Annotated in this window: 12 protein-coding genes; 10 read left to right on the top strand and 2 right to left on the bottom strand. The window is 35.3% G+C overall.

Annotated features, from left to right (window positions below; translation table 11 throughout):
• Positions 1–182 precede the first annotated feature (182 nt).
• The 4 genes from J2T03_RS05145 to J2T03_RS05130 are packed head-to-tail and all read left to right on the top strand — an operon-like array spanning position 183 to position 5,601.
• Positions 183–350, top strand: coding sequence for a hypothetical protein (locus tag J2T03_RS05145; RefSeq protein ID WP_307209833.1), 168 nt, complete (start codon positions 183–185; stop codon positions 348–350).
• A 9-nt stretch (positions 351–359) separates the two neighbouring features.
• Positions 360–2,513, top strand: coding sequence for a prolyl oligopeptidase family serine peptidase (locus J2T03_RS05140; RefSeq protein ID WP_307209832.1), 2,154 nt, complete (start codon positions 360–362; stop codon positions 2,511–2,513).
• 12 nt (positions 2,514–2,525) lie between these two features.
• Positions 2,526–4,733 carry a lantibiotic dehydratase family protein gene (locus J2T03_RS05135; RefSeq protein ID WP_307209829.1) on the top strand — a complete coding sequence of 736 codons (2,208 nt, stop codon included), beginning with the start codon at positions 2,526–2,528 and terminating at the stop codon, positions 4,731–4,733.
• 25 nt (positions 4,734–4,758) lie between these two features.
• Entirely contained in the window at positions 4,759–5,601 is an 843-nt protein-coding gene (locus J2T03_RS05130; RefSeq protein WP_307209828.1) for a thiopeptide-type bacteriocin biosynthesis protein, read from the top strand.
• A 149-nt stretch (positions 5,602–5,750) separates the two neighbouring features.
• On the opposite strand, the gene J2T03_RS05125 is transcribed toward J2T03_RS05130, so the two are convergent.
• On the bottom strand, positions 5,751–6,092 hold the full coding sequence (locus J2T03_RS05125; RefSeq protein ID WP_307209827.1) for a helix-turn-helix domain-containing protein: 342 nt from the start codon (positions 6,090–6,092) through the stop codon (positions 5,751–5,753).
• A gap of 607 nt (positions 6,093–6,699) precedes the next feature.
• On the opposite strand from J2T03_RS05125, the gene J2T03_RS05120 reads away from it, so the two are divergent.
• The 6 genes from J2T03_RS05120 (at position 6,700) to J2T03_RS05095 (ending at position 19,394) form a co-directional block, all read left to right on the top strand.
• Complete coding sequence (locus J2T03_RS05120; protein WP_307209825.1) at positions 6,700–9,732, top strand: SusC/RagA family TonB-linked outer membrane protein; 3,033 nt, start codon at positions 6,700–6,702, stop codon at positions 9,730–9,732.
• Between the two features lie 33 nt (positions 9,733–9,765).
• Positions 9,766–10,131 carry a hypothetical protein gene (locus tag J2T03_RS05115; RefSeq protein ID WP_307209823.1) on the top strand — a complete coding sequence of 122 codons (366 nt, stop codon included), beginning with the start codon at positions 9,766–9,768 and terminating at the stop codon, positions 10,129–10,131.
• Positions 10,132–10,360: 229 nt separating this feature from the next.
• Positions 10,361–11,911, top strand: a complete 1,551-nt coding sequence (locus J2T03_RS05110; protein WP_307209821.1) for a T9SS type A sorting domain-containing protein — start codon at positions 10,361–10,363, stop codon at positions 11,909–11,911.
• Positions 11,912–11,913: 2 nt separating this feature from the next.
• Entirely contained in the window at positions 11,914–15,006 is a 3,093-nt protein-coding gene (locus tag J2T03_RS05105; protein WP_307209819.1) for a hypothetical protein, read from the top strand.
• 7 nt (positions 15,007–15,013) lie between these two features.
• A complete protein-coding gene (locus tag J2T03_RS05100) occupies positions 15,014–18,913 on the top strand; it encodes a DUF6443 domain-containing protein (protein WP_307209817.1) in 3,900 nt (1,299 codons plus the stop codon).
• Between the two features lies 1 nt (position 18,914).
• A complete protein-coding gene (locus J2T03_RS05095; RefSeq protein WP_307209816.1) occupies positions 18,915–19,394 on the top strand; it encodes an SMI1/KNR4 family protein in 480 nt (159 codons plus the stop codon).
• 286 nt (positions 19,395–19,680) lie between these two features.
• Here J2T03_RS05095 and J2T03_RS05090 read toward each other — a convergent pair whose 3' ends face one another.
• The gene (locus J2T03_RS05090) at positions 19,681–21,627 is read right to left on the bottom strand and encodes an AAA domain-containing protein (RefSeq protein ID WP_307209814.1); all 1,947 of its coding nucleotides are present in this window, start codon (positions 21,625–21,627) and stop codon (positions 19,681–19,683) included.
• Positions 21,628–21,700 lie beyond the last annotated feature (73 nt).

Genomic DNA, 21,700 nt, shown 5'->3' with positions numbered 1-21,700 from the left:
AATTATTATTTATTTTTCTTAATAATGAAATTATCAATTTAAATATAAGTTGAGAGTGTATTTATTTGTTTATGAGTTATTTACATTGATGTCAATTTATAAATTCACGGAATTTATAATCTATTTTTCCTTTATTTAAAAAATAATTATTTCCTTTGTATTCTAAAAATTAAATTTTTAAAATGATGAAAAAAGAAATCAAAAAAGAAAAAAAATTATCTTTAAAAAAGCTTCAAATTGCTAAAATTACAAATCCTGGCAAAATATTTGGAGGGTCACAAAATATTAATGATTGTGGTGATCCAAATGGAGCAAGTAATCACCAATCAGGTTTTGATACGGGAAGATAATCTATAACCATGAAACATTTAATATTTATTGTTGTTATTTTTTTCTACTTTGGTGTACAAGCTCAGTTTTCTAATTTAGCTCCATCAAAGCCAACTACTGATGTATACTTTGGTAATACAGTTATCGATGATTATAGAAATCTAGAAAACCTACAAGATTCTAAAGTATTAGAATGGATGCAATCACAAACCAGCTATACTAATTCCCTACTTAATAAAATTCCTAATAGAAATTATTATGTAGAGAAAAGATTAGAATTAGATAAAAAGCAGGGTTATTCTATATCAGATTTGAAAATTACTAACAACAATAAATATTTTTATCTTAAAAAAAATGCGGAAGAAAAAACGGCAAAGGTATATTATAAAAATGCTTTCCATGGACAGGAAATATTATTGTATGACCCTTTTAGCGCCGGAGACAATGATATAGTTACCCTAATAAGTCCTAGCTGGGATGGAAATAAACTCGCTATTTCTTTATCTAAAAAAGGTAAAGAAATTTCTAGAATCATAATAATGGATGTCGAAAGCAAGCACGTTTATCCACAAGTTATAAACCAAACGAATGCAGGTTCTGTTGGAGGTATAAAATGGTTAGGAGACAATTCGGGTTTTTTTTATATTTATTATCCTATTGTTGACATAACCTCTAATTTATTTGGGAAGAATACTCAATCCATTCTGTATAAGATTGGAGATGACCCAAATAAACGAAATGATATTTTTTCTAGCACAAATAATCCAGATTTAAGAATTAGTAATGATGTTGCTCCTGCTATATTAACATTTAATTCTAATGATCAATATTATATCGGAATGCTAGTTGATGCAGAGGATTTTCGAGAAACCTTTATTATTGAAAAAAAGAATTTATTAAATAATAAAAAGAATTGGAAAAAATTATATAAAAAAAATGATAAAGTATTTTATATAAGATTATTTGGTGACGATCTATATTTTTTATCTGGATATAATTCTCCCAATTTTAAATTGTGTAAAACAAATATTAAAAATCCTGACTTTAAAAATCCTGAAATTTTAGTTTCAGAAAAAAAAGATGAAGTTATTGGAGGTTATGTAATCAACAAGGATGGGATTTATTTTACTACGATAAAAAATGGTGTCGAGGCAAAACTGTATCTAAAAAAAGATAAAAAAGAGATACCAATTAAATTACCATACGTTTCAGGAAGTGTTAATTTACAATCTAAAGGTAAAGATTTTTCAGATATCTGGATAACTTGTTCTGGATGGATTAATGAAGAACAGCGTTTCAGATATAATCTTAATGATAGCACTTTTACCCCTGAAAATTTATCCCCAATTATTGAATATCCTGAATTCAAAGATATTGCTGTAGAAGAACTAAGCATAAAATCTAGAGATGGAAAAGAAATTCCTTTATCACTGATTTACAATAAGAATTTTATAAAAGATGGATTAAATCCAACATTAATTGATGCTTATGGTGCATATGGAATATCAAGAAGTCCTTTTTTTGCTAAAAGTTATCTATTATGGGCAAGTCAAGGGGGTATTGTAGCAATTGCTCACGTAAGAGGTGGGGGAGAAAAAGGTGAAACATGGCATTTAGATGGCTATAAAGAAACAAAATTTAATTCTTGGCATGATCTCATTGATTGCACTGAGTATTTAATTAAAGAAGGTTATACATCAAAAGATAAAACAGCTATTTGGGGTACAAGTGCAGGAGGAATTACAGTTGGCAGAGCTATGACCGAAAGACCTGATTTATTCAAAGCAGCCATTGTTGAAGTTGGAATGATAAATATGCTTAGATTTGAAAATACTCCAAATGGTGAAGGCAACATAAAAGAATTTGGTACCGTTAAAAAATTAAATGAATTTAAAAATTTACTTGAAATGGATGCTTATCATCACATTAAAAAAGGAATTAAATATCCAGCTACACTTATAACAGGAGGCATTAATGATAATAGAGTTATTGTTTGGCAGCCTACAAAATTTGCCGCAAAATTAATGGCCTGTAATGTTTCTAAGAATCCTATACTATTAAAAATTGATTATGAGGGAGGGCATGGTAATAATATTCCTATTTCGCAAAGATATTCTGGGTTAAGTGATATTTTCACTTTTACTTTCTGGCAATTAGGACATCCCGATTACCAACCTAAATAAACATGAAAAATAATGTCTCGCTTCCCATATCAATTTTTTGACAAATATGTAATTCGTACTCCTTTATTTTCGCTTAAAGAATTCTTGAAAAAAACAAATAGCGATAAAATTACTAACGAGGAACTAAGAATAATTTGTAATAGTCCTGTTTTTCAAGAAGGTATTTATTTGGCTTCACCTTATCTCTATAATAAATTGGCAATATGGGTAAATTATAAAGAAGAATTTCCAGCAAATGAATTTCAGAAATTAAAAACTACTGTTTTAAAATATTTTAGCAGAACCAGTACCAGATGTACTCCTTTTGGGTTGTTTTCAAAAGTTGGTTTGGGTATCTTCAGCAATGAGCTAAAATTAAACTGTAATTATGATCATAAAAAAATAAGAGACACCAAACTAGATATGCACTATCTTGTTGGTTTAGCACAATATTTTATTCAAACTCCGAAAATTAGAAATCAATTATTTTTTTTCCCTAATAACAGTATTTACAAGGTTGGAAGCAATATTAGATATATAGAATACGAGTATACTAAAGAAAAAAGAGAATACATCATTTCTTCAGCTTATCTATCTAAGGAATTGCAGCAGATATTGGATTTCTCCGCACAAGGTAAAACGATTGATCAAATTGCAGAAATTCTTATTAATGAGGAAATAACAGAAGATGAAGCCAGGGAGTTTGTTGAAGAATTAATTGATAATCAAGTTTTGATAAGTGAATTAGAGCCACTTGTATCTGGAAAAGATTTTTTAGAAAAAATAATTTCAATTCTTGAAAGAATAAAATCAAAAAAGGAGGTAAGTATATTAAAATCTATAAAAAAGAAATTAAATGATTTGGATCAAAACATTGGAAACTCCATTTTGGACTATACTGAAATCGAAAATTTAATTCAATCTTTTAATGTTGAATTTAAACCAAATCATCTTTTTCAAACTGATTTATACAGTAACAGTTCAGTAATACTTTCCACTTTTTGGAAAAAAGAATTAAAACAAGGAATTAGTTTTCTTAATAGAATTAGTTCCTCTAAGAAAGAAACTCATTTAGAGAAATTCAAAAAAGCATTTAACGAAAGATTTGAAACACAGGAAGTTTCCTTAACTTACGCTTTAGATACAGAAGTAGGAGTAGGATATAGACAAGATGTTATCACAAAAGGGCTGCATCCATATCTTGAAGATCTGCAACTTCCCACATTCCAAAAAGAAAATCTAGCAATAGAACTTGATCCGATCCGGCAAGTTTTAAGCAGAAAAATTAAGGATGCTCTATTGCATCGTCAATATAAGATTGAGCTATCAGATGAAGACTTCCAGGATTTTAAAGAAAACTGGGATGATTTACCGGATACCATTTCTTTTATGGCTGAAATTATTTCTGAGAGTAATCATGAAAAATTATTTTTAGATGGCGGAGGCGGATGCAGTGCTGCCAATCTGCTCGGTAGATTTTGCTCTGAAAAATCAGAAGTACAAAACCTTTCAAAAGTAATAGCTCAAAAAGAAGAAGAGCTAAGCACTGACTACATTTTGGCCGAAATTATTCATTTACCTGATGCAAGAATAGGCAATGTAATTAGAAGACCAACATTGCGACAATATGAAATTCCATATCTCGCGCAATCTGTTTTACCTAGGGAAAATCAAATACAGGTAGATGATCTCTATCTCTCTTTAAAAAACAACAGAATAGTGCTTCGTTCCAAAAGATTTAACAAGGAAGTTAAGCCTTATCTGACCAATGCCCATAAATATTCTGCAAATCCGTTGCCTGTTTACCATTTTTTATGTGATCTTTATTCACAAAATATTCGATCGAGCCTTTATTTTAATTGGGGTGATTTAAAACATATTTATAATTTCTTACCAAGAGTTGAATATAAAAATATTATTCTGTCAAAAGCATCTTGGAAAATCACAGATAAAGAAATAAAGAATTTTTTATTATTGATAAACAATAAAGACCAACTTTTTTCAGAATTGGAAAGCTGGAGAAAATTAAAGCAAATCCCACAATGGATACAATGGGTAAAATCTGATAATAAACTTACGGTCAATTTAAAAAACTATGATTTGGTAAAAATGTTTGTAGATTCAGTGAAAAATGAAGAGTTCATATTTATTGAAGAGTTTTTGTATAATGAGAACGACGATTTTAAACGTGAGTTTGTTTTTCCTATGTACAAAGAGAACAGGCACGGAATCAAGAGTTAATATTAAAGAAAGAATATGAATGACGATGGAAAAAAGAAAATTTATTCCCGGAAGTAAATGGCTGTATCTTAAAATCTATACAGGAGTAAAAACTGCTGATATTATTTTGGAAAAAGCTTTACAACCTTTAGTTGAAAATTTTCAGGAAAATAATTATATTTCACAATGGTTTTTCATCCGCTATAATGATCCGAAACCACATGTAAGAGTAAGATTTAAATTAAGCAATACCGATGATTACAGCAGAATCTTTGACAAAACCAATGAGGCTTTGCAAGAATATATTGAAAGTGGTGAAATTTCAAATATTGTAATTGATACTTACAACAGGGAAATCGAACGTTATGGGGAAAACACCATTGAAGAAGCTGAAACTCTATTCCATAAAAACAGTGAATTTACCTTGCAATGCTTGCATTACGACGATGAAGAGAAAATTATTATTACTCTCTTCTACATTGATGAAATTCTAAACAAACTCAACCTTTCAGCTCAGGAAAAGCTGGATTGGATCAAAGATTTTAATACTGCTTTTAAACACGAATTTAATGCAGATAAAAAACTTAACTCACAATTAGATAAAAAATATCGGGATTTTAAACCAAAATTCGTAGACTTTCTTCAATCAGAAGAATTTTTGGAAGAGAGAAAGGCTGTTATTTCCAATATTGAAGAAAGTATTTCGTTATTACAGAATATAATTTGTCACGATGAAAACGAATCTTTAGAAATATCTTTACAAAGATTCTTTCAAAGCATTTTTCATATGAATATTAACAGGCTTTTTGTCTCCAATCAGCGCTTGTTTGAGATGGTGATTTATGATTATTTACTGAGATATTATAAAATGAGAGTTTTTAATAACTAGTTTTATAATTTCACTATTGCAGTTGTATTCTCAATTATTGTATATCATGCACTCAAATCGTGAGAAGAAATTTCTGTTAATTCTCAAATATTAAAACATATATTTCCAATTATTATGACTCGCTATTAAAGAAAAAATCCTAAATGTCATTAAGATTTTTTCTTATTTTGATTTTTTAATTTTGCTTCTAATTCTAATATTTCAAGTTTAATTGTCGCGAGTTGACTTTCGTTTTCTTTAGTGACCACTTGATTTATATCTAATTCCAGAAAATTGCAAATGTTAACAATAATCTCAATTGTTGGATTGGTTTCACCTCTTTCAATCCGTCCAATATAATCTTTAGAGAGACTTACCTCAATTGCTACTTGAAATTGTGATAGCCCTTTCCTTAGCCGATTTAGCTTAAAAATAATTCCAATTTGAATTTTTAATTCTTCAACATTCCATTTATACATTTTGTAAAATTTAGGAATTAAAATATTTTTCATGAAGATTTATATATCGTTTTGAAAAATATTTATTATATTTGCTAAATGAGTTACATAAAAATGTAATTTTGCGATACTTCAATGAATAATAGAAGCTATTGCTTAGAGTCTCGGTTCGAAAACTGGTAATTTTTAAATCCCTGAGATGATAAGTAAGCGGCTCACGACCTAGGCGTGGGTCTCTCTTATCTTGGGATGGGTATACCAGTACCTCGAATCAGATAATGTAGAGTTCCCATGCCGTTTTTATTTCTAATGCTGTTCGCTCGCTCTACAATTAATCCTAAGCCGCTTCCACAAAATACAGTATCAAGACACGATACAATGGACATGTACAATCCATTGCGGCTTTACAGCTTTCACGGGACACAAATTTCATTCATATTTCAATTGATGGGCTTAGGGCAGGAGGTTATGCTGTGTGCTTGAGCTTCCTCCCGGGCCTTCATCAATCAGAGATTAAGAACTAATTAAAATAATAGATTTTTAAGAAACAGAAAGTGTAGAGTACAGGTAACCATAGAAAAAAAGAAAAGCCCTTTCCGCAAAGTTGACCGCTGAGGCAGGAAAGAGCTAAGTGCTTAATTAAATTAAACTTTTCAAAAGTATGAAAAAAAACTTTTGCAGCCTAGGCTATCTTCAATTGGCTTTTGGCTTCACATTGCTCGTCTCCAGCGTAGCAATAGGACAAGTGCGCGAGATTTCAGGCACAGTCACAGAGAATAATCTGCCTGTTAAAGGAGTTTCCGTATTTCAACAGGGGAGTAATGCAGTAGCGCTGACCAATGCTTCAGGTAAATATCAACTTCAGGTTTCAGGAAATGATCCTGTTTTAATTTTCCGTCATCCGGACTATGGGGAGCGTAGGATTTCCGTTAAAGAAAAATCAATTCTTAATGTTTCCTTGTCTTTAGCTGGTAAAACTACCAGTGTAGGCGAAGTAGTTTTGAATGCCGGTTATTACAAAGTCAAAGAGCGGGAAAGTACTGAAAGTATTGCCAGGGTAACCGCAAAAGATATCAAAAACCAGCCTGTAAATAACGTACTGGCAGCTATTGCCGGCAGAATGGCAGGAGTTGATATTGTTCAGAATACCGGGACCCCCGGCGGCGGATTTGATGTCAGGATCAGGGGTCGGAACAGTTTACGGACCTACCAGACTACAGGACTTGATGGAAACAGCCCATTATATGTAATCGATGGCGTTCCCGTTCCCTCCCTGAATGAATACAAATCAGGGCTTTCCGATGGCGTTCTTCCCTATGGAGATACCAATCCCCTTAATTTCATGAATCCCGATGATATTGCCTCTATTGAAGTCCTGAAAGATGCAGATGCAACCTCCATTTATGGATCCAGAGGTGCCAATGGGGTAATTCTGGTCACCACCAAGAAAGGAAGTAAGGGCAAAACCACCGCTAAGCTGACCAGTTCCTGGGGAATCGGGCAGTTTGCCCATCTTCCCAAAATGATGTCCACCGAGGAGTATATCAGGATGAGAAAGCTTGCCTTTAGTAACGACGGGATCTCAGACTATCCCTCTTACGAATATGATATCAATGGGACCTGGAGTCCCGATAGATCCACCAACTGGCAGAAGTACTTTGTAGGAAACAGGACAGAGTATTCCAATGTTCAGCTCGGCCTATCCGGAGGCGGAGAGCATACCAGCTTTTCCCTGGCAGGTTCCCATAACGAAGAAACTACCGTTTTTCCCGGAGACTACCGCTATAAGAAAAACGGCTTCAATGCTAGTATGGAGCATACCAGTACTGACCGTAAATTTAAACTGACCTTCACGGCTTATTATGCCACGCAAAATAACGTATTGCCACCACGCGACTTCAATCAGGTCTATGCCTCACTGAGTCCCAATGCTCCCGACCTGTACAACAACAACAACAACAACAACAACAACGTTCTGAATTGGGAAAACAACACCTTCCAGAATCCGATGGCTGCTGCCACCAGAACCTATACCTCAAAAAATGAAAACCTCAGTGCCAATGTCGTTTTAAATTATAAGCTGGGATCAGGGCTCAGCATTAACCTTAATACAGGCTATGTTAATAACGAAACCTGGGAGCAGCAGATCTATCCCAAGACCTACTATGACCCAGCCTATCATATCGGCAGTGAGCGTTCAGCCCTTCGAAAAGCCTCCATGCTCAATAAGAGCGGGATCGTAGAGCCCCAGCTTAACTATGATAAAAAGACAGGAGTCCACCACTGGACCGCTCTGGTTGGCGCTTCAGTCCAGGATCAGCGATCTGAAAACCTGACCCTCATGGGAAGGAATTTTCCCTCCGATGAACTCATCTATAACCTCTCTTCCGCAGGGAGCGTTACCGCTGAAAATGCCTATCAGTTTACCTACAGGTACCAGGCCGTCTATGCCCGGCTGAATTACGGGCTCAAAGACCGTTATTTTATCAACCTTTCCGGAAGAAGGGACGGCTCCAGCCGCTTTGGACCCGACAGGCGCTTTGCCAACTTTGGCGCTGTGGGTATGGCCTGGCTTTTTTCCAAAGAAAACTTCCTGAAGGATAAAAGCTGGCTGACGCTGGGGAAATTAAGAGCAAGTTATGGAGTGACCGGAAACGATCAGATCGGGGATTACCAGTTCTTTGACACCTATTCTTCCACCAGTGGTACGTATAACGGTTATACCGGAATGCTCCCCAACAGGCTTTACAATAAAGACTTCGGATGGGAAGTGATCCGAAAGCTCGAAGCCGCTATGGAATGGTCTTTATTTAAAGACCGCCTTTTTTTAAGTGCTGCATGGTACAGAAACACCGGAAGCAACCAATTACTGGACATTACACTTCCTGCCACCACAGGCTTTGCTTCCGTGCTTGGGAATATGGATGCCACGGTTCTTAATACCGGAACAGAAGTAGTCATGCAGGCAGGCATCCTTAACACCAAGAACTGGAAATGGTCTGCAGGTTTCAATATCACCTTTCCCAAGGACCGCCTGCTCAGCTTTCCTAATCTTGAAAACTCCTCCTATAAGAACTACTTTGAAATCGGCAAATCAACATCCCTGTGTAAGCTCTACCGCTATAATGGGATCGATCCCGTGACAGGTTTATATACCTTTGAGGATTTCAACAAAGACGGAATCATTAATTCCGAGGATAAGCAGATCACTAAAGAGCTTAAACAGTATTGGTATGGTGGCATCCAAAATACCCTGCAGTATAAAAACTGGGCTTTTAATATGCTGATCCAGCTCTCTCATCAGAACATTTCCAATATATATGCCAGTGAAGGCTATGTAGGACTCATGGGCAATAAATCCCGTGCTTATCTCGATTACTGGACCCCTGAAAATCCCGGGGCACAGCTTCAAAAACCTTCCGCCGGATATGATAATGAGTCCCTGACTGCCAATTCCCTTTTTATGGAAAGTGATGCCACCGTATCCGATACCTTTACCCTTCGCCTTAAGAATATATCCCTGAGCTATACCGTACCTAATGACTCCAATAAAAGATTGAATACAACAATCTTCTTACAGGGACAGAACATGCTCACCCTATCCAATTACAAAGGCATCAATCCCGAATTTAACCTGGCAGGTTATGTCAGCCCTTTGCGGGTGATCTCCTTTGGAATCAGTATGACATATTAACTTTTTTAAGAATAAAGAATAAAGAATAAAGAAATGAAACATACACATATAGGAATAATGCTTGGAATGGCCGTTCTGCTTTCCGCATGTTCCCGGTTTACTGAGGTTGATTTGCCACAGGATCAGATCACAAGAGATATGGTATTTAAAGATGAAGCACTGGCCCAGGCGGCCATGGCCGGAATTTACCGCTCACTGGAAGAATCCGGTTTTCTCTCCGGATCATCCGGTGGAGCACAAAGCTATGTAAGCTGCTATACCGATGAGCTGTCGTCGTATGCCCCGGCAGGAAGTGACACTTCCCAGTTATTCCTTCTTTCAGAATCATTTAAGAATTCAAAAAGACAACTCCACCAAATAAAGACCTCCTATGGAATAGGAGGTATAAAAACTTATTAAAATATATTTTTTTAGCAAAAATATAATACGACATATTTTGTCGCTTTGCCGATATATCTTTGTCTTATTCAAGAATGTTAATAAATTTCCTTTGAGCGAAACTTTTAAAATCTTAATTTTGCAGGCATTAAAAACATAACCATGAACAATAATTATACTATACAGTTTATGTATTTCTAATATACACGATTATAAATCACTATTCATTAACGTTAATTACAATTTAAGCATGAAAAAACTCTACATGGGTGCATTATTCTTATGTACTATGGGGATATTTGCTCAGGAGGTACTCTGGCAGAAAGATATAAAGTCCAGTTCGCAGGATTTTTTAAGCCAGGTTACTACTACCATTGATGGGCAATACCTTATTACAGGAAGCAGTATCCAAACGGATAAACTCCAACAAAACAGCAAGCAAAACAATGGTTATGACTTTCACCTGATAAAATTGAATCAGCAGGGAGAACAGGTTTTCGAGAAATATTTATCAGGAAATAATCACGACTATTTATCTTCAACTGTCACTACCCAGGACGGTGGTTTTCTGATTTCTGGGACGTCATATTCACAAAAAGGACTTAATAAAAAAGAAAATTCTAAGGGAGGCTCAGACATTTGGCTCATTCGGATCAATGAGTTTGGTGATGAATTGTGGCAGAAAACATTAGGTACCTCTTCGAATGAAGAAGCTAAAGCAGTTATCCAGACTATAGATCAGGGATTCTTTGTTGCGGGGAATGTACAAAATTCCTCTAAAGGTTATGGTTCTAAGGACGTCTGGATTGTAAGACTCGACAAAGATGGGAAAATATTATCTGAACAAACATTGGGAGGACGCGGACTTGATGAAGTTGAAAAGATGATCCCAACGAAAGACGGCGGTGCATTGCTGGGAATTTACTCCAGAAGTGGAGTTGTAAGTGGAGATAAGACGGGTAAACAGACGGAAAACTTTGGTGAGGGCGACTACTGGATTGTGAAACTAGACAAGAACGGAAAAGTAGAATGGGAGAAAAACTTTGGAGGAAAAGACGATGATCATATCAGAACGTTGGCCTTGACATCAAATGGCTTTATCATTAGTGGTGAATCCAGATCAGAAAGATCAGGCAATAAAACTGTCGGATTAGAGGAGGGTACAGACTTATGGTTGATTTCTTTAAATGAAAAAGGTGATGAGCAGTGGCAGAAATCTTACAATTTCAAAAATAGAGACATTCTGATGAGTATGAGTGTTCTTCATTCAGCAGATGATAAATCTTCTAAGGGAATCTTACTAGGAGGCTATACTCAGGCTGAGGGAAGAATAGAAACTGATGATGAAACCTTCTGGATGCTGTATCTTGATCAGAATGGAAATGAGCAGTGGAGAAAACACGTGGGTGGAGAATCAAGAAAGAAAGAGGAAAGGCTTTCAGATCTGAAGCTCAACAGAGATGGTTCTATTATTCTGGCAGGAACCAGTGCAGAAGAGCTGGGTAAAGAAAACTGGAAGATTGTAAAATTAGGAGACAAGCAAGTAAGTGAGCTTCTTCCTCAATATGATATCAAGATTTATCCAAACCCTGTATCTGATTATGCTTATGTAGAAATCGGTTTCGATTTTAAGGATGCAGATATTTTGTTGTATGATATGAGTGGAAGACAGCTTCAAAATATAAAAACTAAGAACAGAGTGACAAAAATCAATACCCAGGCTTTGGTTCAGGGAGCATATTTGGTGACTATAAAAACTGATACGAATAAAACGGCGAATGCGAAGTTAATTAAGAAATAAGAATGAAAAAGATATTTTTACTAATGGCATTGCCATTGATATCCAATGTTTCGATATGGGCACAAACATTACAACTACCCAAAAATATACAATCTCCGAATGCTGCTTCTCTAGGAAAGTATGGTGATATCCCAATGGATCTCTCCTCCGGGAGAGCTAATGTGAACATACCTTTATATTCCCTAAATGAAAATGGTATTCCATTAGATATAAGTGTAAGCTATGATACAGGTGGGGTGAGAGTAGGGGATACTCCGGGATGGGTTGGACAAAACTGGACATTCAATGCAGGCGGTGTGATTGCGAGAGTGGTTAAAGGAACTTCATTTGACGAAAAATACACCAATGATGTTCCCATGGGTTCCAGCCAGTGGGGAATAGCAAGCGGTTATTATTACTATACTCCCGCACTTAATGGGAGCCAGTGGAATAGTGTTAGTAATATGACAACGGTCATAAAAAATGGAGGGGCAACTAATGCTGATTTTCCAGCAGCAGATCTGGAACCTGATATTTTTATTTTCAATTTCATGGGACATGTGGGTAAGTTCTTTTTAGGCTCTGATGGAGTTTGGAAAGTATCATCAAAAGATAATATGAAGGTGGAGATCAATATGAATGATAAGATTACCCCAATGAACTTTCCTGCTACCAATAATTTCAATCAAAGGCCATTTTTAAAGGTTCTTGGTAAAATTACAATGATTGATGATCAGGGCAATAAATATATATTCGGAGGTATACAGGATAATGTAGAATATACCATTCCCGATTTTTATAATCAACTGGTTAATCCGGTTATTGCAAATGCCTGGTATCTGTCAGAAGTGTATGATAAAGAAGGAACAAAGATTTATTCCTTTGAATATGAAAGAGGTGACTATATGGCATCCTTTTATAATACGAATTCGTTTAGCGGATATAGTAAACAGTTTGATGGTAATATATTCGTCCCGGGGGTGGGGTGTAGCGGTGGAAGCAGCATAAGCAATCAGGTCGTTGCTGCTGGACAACTTATCATTCCTACCTATTTGAAATCCATTACGACAAAATCTTCAACAACGATCAATTTTGCATCATCAGTTACCAATTCATTGAAATACAGATATAATAATGGAGATCCTACTCTGGATAATGCTTTCTCTAATATCTTAAGCTATCTGGCTGGTATTGCTTTACCGGGAGATCATGAAAATGCGATGTTCTATTATATAAAAAGATTACAGAATGGAGTTACCCCAAATCCCAACGTAACATCAGGACACTTTGACTCGTATATCAATGCATTGAAATGGAGGAAATTAGATGGTTTTGTAGCAAGAGACAGCCAAAGTAATGTCTTAAAACAGGTTTCTTTCAGTTATAATAATATTCCCACTGAGAGATTGAAGCTGGAAAAACTGATTGTTGACAATCAATTTAATCATAGCTTTGAATACAATAACTTTAATCAGCTTCCAGGTCTGCTTTCGACTAATGTAGACCATTTCGGATATTACAAGTCTACTCCCTTTTCTCTGGATTATAATTCGCCAACTATTCACGAACCTTCAAGGGAAACAGATCCTACAAAAGTATATTTTGGAACATTATCAAAAATTACGTATCCTTTGAAAGGCTATACCATGTTTGAATATGAGCCTCATACGTATTCCAAGTATCTTGATTCAAACAGCAGTCTGGTTTCTGGAAGTGGAATTATCGGAGGGGTAAGGATAAAGAAAATGTCTGATTTTAGTGATTCACAAAATAAGATTGTAAAAGAGTGCAGTTACACCGTTGATGCGAATTCCTCAGTATCTTCTGGAATACTTCTTCAAAAAAATGTATATTACGTAAAGAATTTTCTTATCCCTACTGAGAATGGTATTCCTTACTATCAAACCCAGTTCAGTATAGGATCTGTAGTACAGCTTTCCAACTTGATGGGACCGCAGATTGAGTATTCAACAGTGGTTGAAAAAACAGAGAATAATGGATATACAGTTAATAATTTTACTAATTATTCAGACTTTCCAAATTTACCCAATAGTGGAAAACTAGGCCAGAATAATTCCATTTTTGATCCCCATACGGAGTTTGGCTATAAAAGAGGTCTTCCGAAAGAGAAGAAGTATTATAACTCAGCTAATAGTCTGTTAAAAGAAGAAATTTTCACTTATAGTGAAACCTCTCCTCAAGCAGCAAGAGGCCTAAGTGGTAAATTTTTTCTTGCTTGTCCCGGATCTAATGGGCAGACTCTGGAATATGTTATTGCCGGAACCGCTTATGAATTATATTATTCTGACTTTAACCTGACTTCAAAAAAGACCAGAACTTATGGAAATGGAGGACAGTTTTTTGAAAAATCCGAAAGCAATAATTTTATAGATTATGGAAACTTTGGGGATAATTTCCTGAAGAGTAAATCCTACATAGATACTAATGGAAAATCAATATCGGATAATTACCTATATTCTTTTGATAAAAATGGTACTGATCCATATACTGCCATGGTCAGTCGACGAGAATACCCTGTTGTGGAAGCCAGCAAACTTGCCAATCAGGAGCTGTTAAACAAAACGAAGACAGACTATGCACTTGTATCTACTGTGGCAGCAAATGGAACTGCCGTGGCTTCCCGAATATTCCCGCAAAAAGTATCGGAGGCTAAGGGCAATAATGCACTTGACGAAAAGTTGATCGTTGATAAATATGATACTGACGGGCATATTTTGAAGGCACACCTACCAACTGGAAACTATACCTACTATTATTATGGTTACGATAATAAATATCCGATATTGAAGATAGAAGGTGTTGAAATTACAGATGAAAGTACTGTTTTAGGATATTTGGCGACACTAAAGCCATTGCTTAATGTAATTTCACCTGATTATACCCAAATACTTCAGCAACAAGCGAATATCATCAACGCTCTGCCTAATCATCTTTGTACATTGTACACTTACAAAAATGAGTTTGGGGTTAGCAGTATTATGAATTCATCAGGTGTGATTGAATATTATAACTATGATAATATTGGACGATTGATGAATGTGAAGGATCAGAGTGGAAAACTTGTAAAGAGTTATACTTATGAAATTAAAAACTGATAATCTGATGAAATCGACATATAAAATTGTATTATTGATACTTGTCTTTAGTACCTCAATAATCAAAGCTCAATTTTCGAATTATTCTAAATCTTACAATTGGAATCTGCTTACCACCTACTCCAATGGTGGTGGTGGTGGGGTAACATTGAGTATCACCAATAATGTGCTCAGTCTTAGTTTCAGTGCTGGCTTTACGGAAACCACTTTAAAACAAGGTAAAATAGCACCAACTGATTATGCGGGAACGCTACCCAATACAGAAATTCCTATTCCGGCAGGAAATTTTTTTGCTGGTAAAGGGTACCGGTTTTTCATTGTGGATAATCAACTGGCCATTTATCATACCAGTCCTGTTTCTTTAACAGGGTTTTCAGGAACTATATCTGTGAATTTAACAACTCCGGTTTCCATCCCTACAGATATTTCAACATATCTTTCTAACTGGACTTCACAGAATAAGGTAATGTCGGTAAGTTATCTTACAGACCTGGGAGATTCCGGAAAGAAAAGGACATCCATCGTGTACTATGATGGTTTGGGAAGGGAGTTGCAGAGCGTTGCCAAGGAAGCAACACCTTTAGGGAAGGATTTGGTGACTCTTTTTGAATATGATAACTTTGGAAGGAAATCGAAAGATTTTTTACCTGTTCCAACTGCACAAAATAATGGTCTTTTGGTTGATGCTGCGGTGGTGTCAGGTTTAGCTTCATCTTTTTATAATGGTGAGCCTGCATTCTCAGAAAAAGTCTTTGAAGCCTCTCCGTTAAACAGAGTTTTGATGCAGTCAGCACCTGGAACAGCTTGGAAGAAAAACAGTGGACATGAAATAAAATTTACTGATGATGTAAATTCAACATCTGACGAAGTAAAAAAATATAATATTGAACTGACATTTACTCAGGATATTTATAATCCTAAATTATTATTCAGTTCCAATTATAACGCAGGAAACTTAATAAAAAAAGTGACCAAGGATGAAGATTGGACCCCCACAAGCGGAAACAACAACACATCAGAAGAATTCATTAATAATGAGGGAAAAATTATCTTACAAAGAAAATATGTAGATGGAAAGAAAGCTGACACCTATTATGTTTATGATATTTATGGAAACCTTACTTATGTTATTCCTCCTCTAGCTTCAGATGAAGTTAAAAGCCTGACCACCGGTTTCTTTCCTGATGTAACTCTTGACAATTTGTGTTATCAATACAAATATGATAAGAAGAACAGATTGGTAGAAAAAAGGGTTCCAGGAAAAGGATGGGAATATATGATCTATAATAAGGCCGATCAATTGGTGATGAGCCAGGATGCGAATCTTAAAGCTCAGGGCAAATGGCTTGTAACCAAATATGATCAGTTTGGAAGAGTGGCATTTACAGCTATTACCAATAATACGGGTACAAGACAATCTCTACAGACCACTATTACAGGGGCTGCTTATACATTTGAGATAAGAAGCGCCAACTCCTTTACGGTAAGTGCAATGCCAATTTATTATACGAACAGGGCGCTTCCGGGAAGTCTGGCACAGGTGTTAAGCATTAATTATTATGATTCCTATCCTGCAGGATATACTTTTAATCCTGCTTTTCCAACAGATATTTTAGGAGAACCTACACTAAATGCTATTCCTAGCGCAGAAGGTTTAAGTACAAAAAGTCTACCTGTCCTTAGTTTAGTAAAGAATATTGAAGACGATAGCTGGTCGAAAGATTACACCTATTATGATAAGAAAGGACGAGTGATTGGAAATCATTCTATCAATCATTTGGGAGGTTATACCCATATTGAATCCAAACTGGATTTTGCAGGGGTTACGAAGCAGACTGTAACAAAGCATAAACGATTAGATACTGATACTGAAAGAGTCATCACAGAAATGTTTGAATATGATAACCAAAACAGGTTATTGGTACAAAAACATCAGGTAGATAGCAACCCAACAGAGATTTTAGCCCAAAATACCTATAACGAAATTTCTCAGATTACCAATAAAAAAGTAGGTGGAACGGATCTTGCGAATCCATTACAATCTGTAGATTTCCAATACAATGTTAGAGGCTGGCTGACCAAGATCAATGATCCATCGGCTTTGAATGGGAAACTATTTGGGTATGAGGTCAGATATAACAATCCTGTGTATACAAACTTGTCTTCGGGAAGATATAATGGAAATATTACAGAAGTAGATTGGAGAAACGCTTCAGAGGGTGCTCTGAAAAGGTACTCTTATACTTATGATCCTCTTAACAGGCTGAAAGATGCCATCTATACAGAACCAGGAGCTACCAACCCTTATAATAATAATTTCAATGAAAATCTGACTTATGATTTAAATGGAAATATTATGACCTTGAAAAGGAATGCTTATCCTGTATCAGGAACTACAGCAACACAGGTAGATGATCTTGAGTATAAATACACAGGAAATCGTCTGAATCAGGTGGTAGAAAACTCACCCAACCCATCAGGATATGAAGGCGGAAACAATATTATTGGCTATGACCTCAATGGAAATATGACCGATATGAAGGATAAAGGAATCCAATCCATTATTTATAATCATATGAATCTGGCTGCTTCAATTAGTATGCAGTTTACTAATCCTGTTGGAAATATAAGCACAACCAATATAAGTCATTTGTATCGTGCTGATGGAATGAAACTTCGTAAAACATATGGTCAGCAAGCTCATATGGGGCTACCAACAATTCGTATGACGGATTATTTGGATGGGTTTCAATATTCATATGAAGATGATGGTGGGATCTGCATCACATGTAAAACAGAAACAGCCTATGAAGAGCAGGCTTATTCAACATTTAAACCTGTATTTCCTCCTAGTGCAGCTTGGAAGTTAGATTTTGTAGATACTTCGGAAGGATTTTATAGTTTTGCAGAAAACCGTTATATTTACAGTTATAAGGATCACTTAGGGAATGTAAGAGCAAGTTTTGGAAAGAATAATGCCGGGGTAGTTCAGACAATGGATGTCAATAATTATTATCCATTTGGATTAAACCATATTGGAGGATCAAATTATTCAAACTTTGGAAGCTATTATAACTATAAGTTTGGAGGAAAGGAAATGCAGGAAACAGGCTGGCATGATTTCGGGGCGAGAATGTATATGTCTGACCTTGGTAGATGGGGTGTAGTTGATCCACTTGCTGAAGTTTCGAGAAAATGGACACCATATCATTACGCCTATAATAATCCTATACACTTTATTGATCCAGATGGGATGTTATCTGTTAGTTCTTTGCAAGAAATGTGGGATAATACTTCAGGTTCCAGTACTTGGACAAACAATGGGAATGGTACTTTTGAAGGAGGTGAGGACGACCCTAAGAAGAAAAATGCAAGAAAGGCAGGATCTATACCCGCGGGTATGACTGAGGAGGATGCACTTAAGGAAATTATCACTATTGATGGAAAGAAGTATCATAAAAATACTACTAATATTGGAAGTGTAGCCTTAAATTGGTTGAATGGTTTAGCAGGTGGTGATGATGATTATTTTATAGAGCATAAAGAATATAATCCAGTACTAGATAATGAACTTAAAACCGGAGCAGAAGTAGGATCATACTTTATTGGCGGAGTAGGTGGAAAAGCAGGAACAAGAATTTTGACTGAAAAATTATTCGTACATAATTTAAAAAAAATAGGATTTAAAGAATTACAAGTTGTAGTAAAAGGTTATTCTACTGAAATGAACGTTTTTTTCAAATCTGGAGGGAAAGAAATGGTTAGTAAAAAAGCTTTACAAGCCTACAAAGAATTAGCCACGAGGATAATTAATGGGACTGGAGGAGCTCCTGCTGGTAAAGCTACTGAAACAGCTCTTAAAGTTCAAGTTCAAAGACTAGAAATGATTAATAAAGCCTTAAAATAATATGGACGATAAAGAACAAAACCGATTGATTTTATTTAGAGATCATTTTGAACATGAAGGGGTAAATAATTTTACAGTCGCCAATAATTTTCAAATACAAGAATTTGAAAATAATAACAAGGTATTAGTACCTTCAGATCTCAAGCAGTATTTTTTATTAATAAACGGTAGCGGGGGCAGTCCATTAGAGAATCTATATGAATTTTATAGTATTGACAGGATCAATACTGTATTTAATGAATTTAAAGATTGGGACGGAATACCAGAGTATCATAGATTGGATTTTCAAAAACTTAAGAATGTCTTTATTTTTGGAAATTATGAATTCAATCTTTACTCTTTTGGAATAGAATTATTTGATACTTTACCTTCGACAAATCGCATTTTTACTTTTTGTGGAGAAGAATATAAAGTAGTTGCTAATAATTTTGAAGATTTTACAGATATATATCTTAACAATCAAGAAGAGATTTTCATATAAATATTATTCTGCATTTTGTTGTGCAGATTATTAAAAATAAAACCCTTGGAAGCGAGGGTTTTATTTTTTTATAACTACTTATTTGTTTAAAATTTTGAAATATTGTCAACATTGAGTTACTGCCTTTTTTGGACACGATTCTTATACCCTTTTGCCTTTAATAGTATGAAAAAGATCAGAAAAATTACAGTTTAGAGTTTAAGATGTTACATCTTAAAAAAGGTGGTAGGTATGACGGATAAGATATGAATTTACCAAAGAAAGGTTTTCCATAGTCTCTTACATCTTACGATTGCAGCTTTCTTAAAGCTTTGATCAACCTCTCTTTCTCACCACTTCCCGTTGTAGAAAATCTTACTAAAGGAACCTTATACTTTTCCAAAATCTCATTCTTCATACGATCTCTTTCAGCTTGTCGGCTTTCCGTTTTATGATACTCATACCCATCAACTTCTATAGCTAACACAGGATTTTTGCCTAGCTTGTTATAAATCAGAAAATCAAGATGTGTGGCATGATGTCTAGCATATTTTTCTTCTTCAGTATTTAATCTGGAAAAATCTAAAAGTAAATTTCTCAATGGATGATGCAGAATAACACCATATTTCGAAAATTGATCGTCGGACAAAACTTCCTTGATCAACGCATACATTAGATTCTCACTGTCGAAAACAGATTTCTTTTTTTGATCCGATAAAAGCGCTCTTCTTTTTTCTTCATACCCTTTGTACAGGTAATCAAAAATTGAATGTATCTCACTGTTAATGGTCTTGAAATTGTTGTAATCAATATAACGGATCAGATCTGAGATGTTATTGTCATTATCATTTTCATTTCCGTTTACCAATAGAATAAGCTGGTCTTTGGCCCTGGAAATGGCTACATTCAGGCGGTTTGGATTGTCTGTGAATTCTGAGATTTCATTATCTACTGTAGAGAGAATGATTACATCATTTTCTCTTCCCTGAAATTTATCTACCGTATCGGCTTTGATATCTGTTCCTTGAAATGTTCTTTGCAGTGCTAAGGTTTGATTACGGTAAGGTGTTACAATTCCCAGATTCACACCCTCCAGCTTTTGTTGTGGAATGATTTCCTGAATAATCACATCAATCTGCCGCTGATTTTCTCTCTGGCGAGCATGGTTACCTTCAGTTGTTTTATAGACTAATAAAGGCTCTCTTTCCGTCTGTCCCTCCGAAAGTATGATTAACTGATCATTATAAAACTTACTGTTACAAAAATCAATGATTTTAGGATGACAGCGGTAATGTTCTTTTAACAGTGTTTTAGGTACCTTCGGAAATACTTCTATGATAGAAGAAAGCAGGCTATGACTGGAATAACGATAAGGTTCCGGTATATCGTAGTTTTTAAAGATCTGATCTGTATTTTCTGCTGTCTCGGAATCTACTACATTTGGAAGCTGTTTTAAATCTCCTACAATGACGGCCTGTTTTGCGCAGGATAATGCGAGTACACCTGTTGCAAGGTCCACCTGTGAAGATTCGTCTACAATTACATAATCGTAAACTACATTTTCAGCAAGGCTTCTTCTTAGAGAGTACGTCGTACTCATAATGACAGGATAATCTTTAATAAATTCTTCTGATTTAAAACGAAGATCCCATTCGGTATATTCTGAACGTTTTTCTCCTTTATATTTTTGGTAGAGTTTGTTTTTAAACAGCTGCATCGATCCTTCCGTATATTCTTTCATTTTATCATGGAAGTAAAAATGCTGTAATGTATTTTGCAGCTCCTGCTTTCTGAGACTAAGCTCTGAAATTTTTACACCATAGTATTTTGCCTGGACAATTCTGATCATCTCTTCATATGATAAGGTGTAAAAAATCTTATCTCTGACCCCATACAGAAAAGAAAATATGAGTTTTCGCCACCAGTAAAATCTCTTACCTGTTTTCTCATAGTCTTCCAACGTAATCCATAAAGAAAGCAGCTGATCTGAACTGACATTCTTTTTAAAACGGATTTCCGTTATCAACGCGACATCATCTGTAAAATGATGATGCTCTGTTTTGATCTTATCGATTTCCAGTTTGAGTAAAGCCAATTCATTCTTTAATTCCAACTTTTCAGCAAGTTCAGTAAAAAGAAGGGTGGTAGATTGCATAAGAGATTGTTCCTGTTCCTCCTCTAATCTAAAATCTGATAAATCTGGGATTTCGGTCTGAGTATTGATGAATTCTTTTTTATTCTGACTGCTTCCCAATAATGCAGCTATAAAAGAAACCCCATTGCTCTCCAGTTTATGTTATTAAGATGATTAATATTGAGATTCAATT

Source organism: Chryseobacterium lathyri (assembly GCF_030812195.1).
Lineage (GTDB): Bacteria > Bacteroidota > Bacteroidia > Flavobacteriales > Weeksellaceae > Chryseobacterium > Chryseobacterium lathyri_A.
Note: the sequence above shows the minus strand (reverse complement) of the source record. Positions and strands in the feature narration are given on the sequence as shown.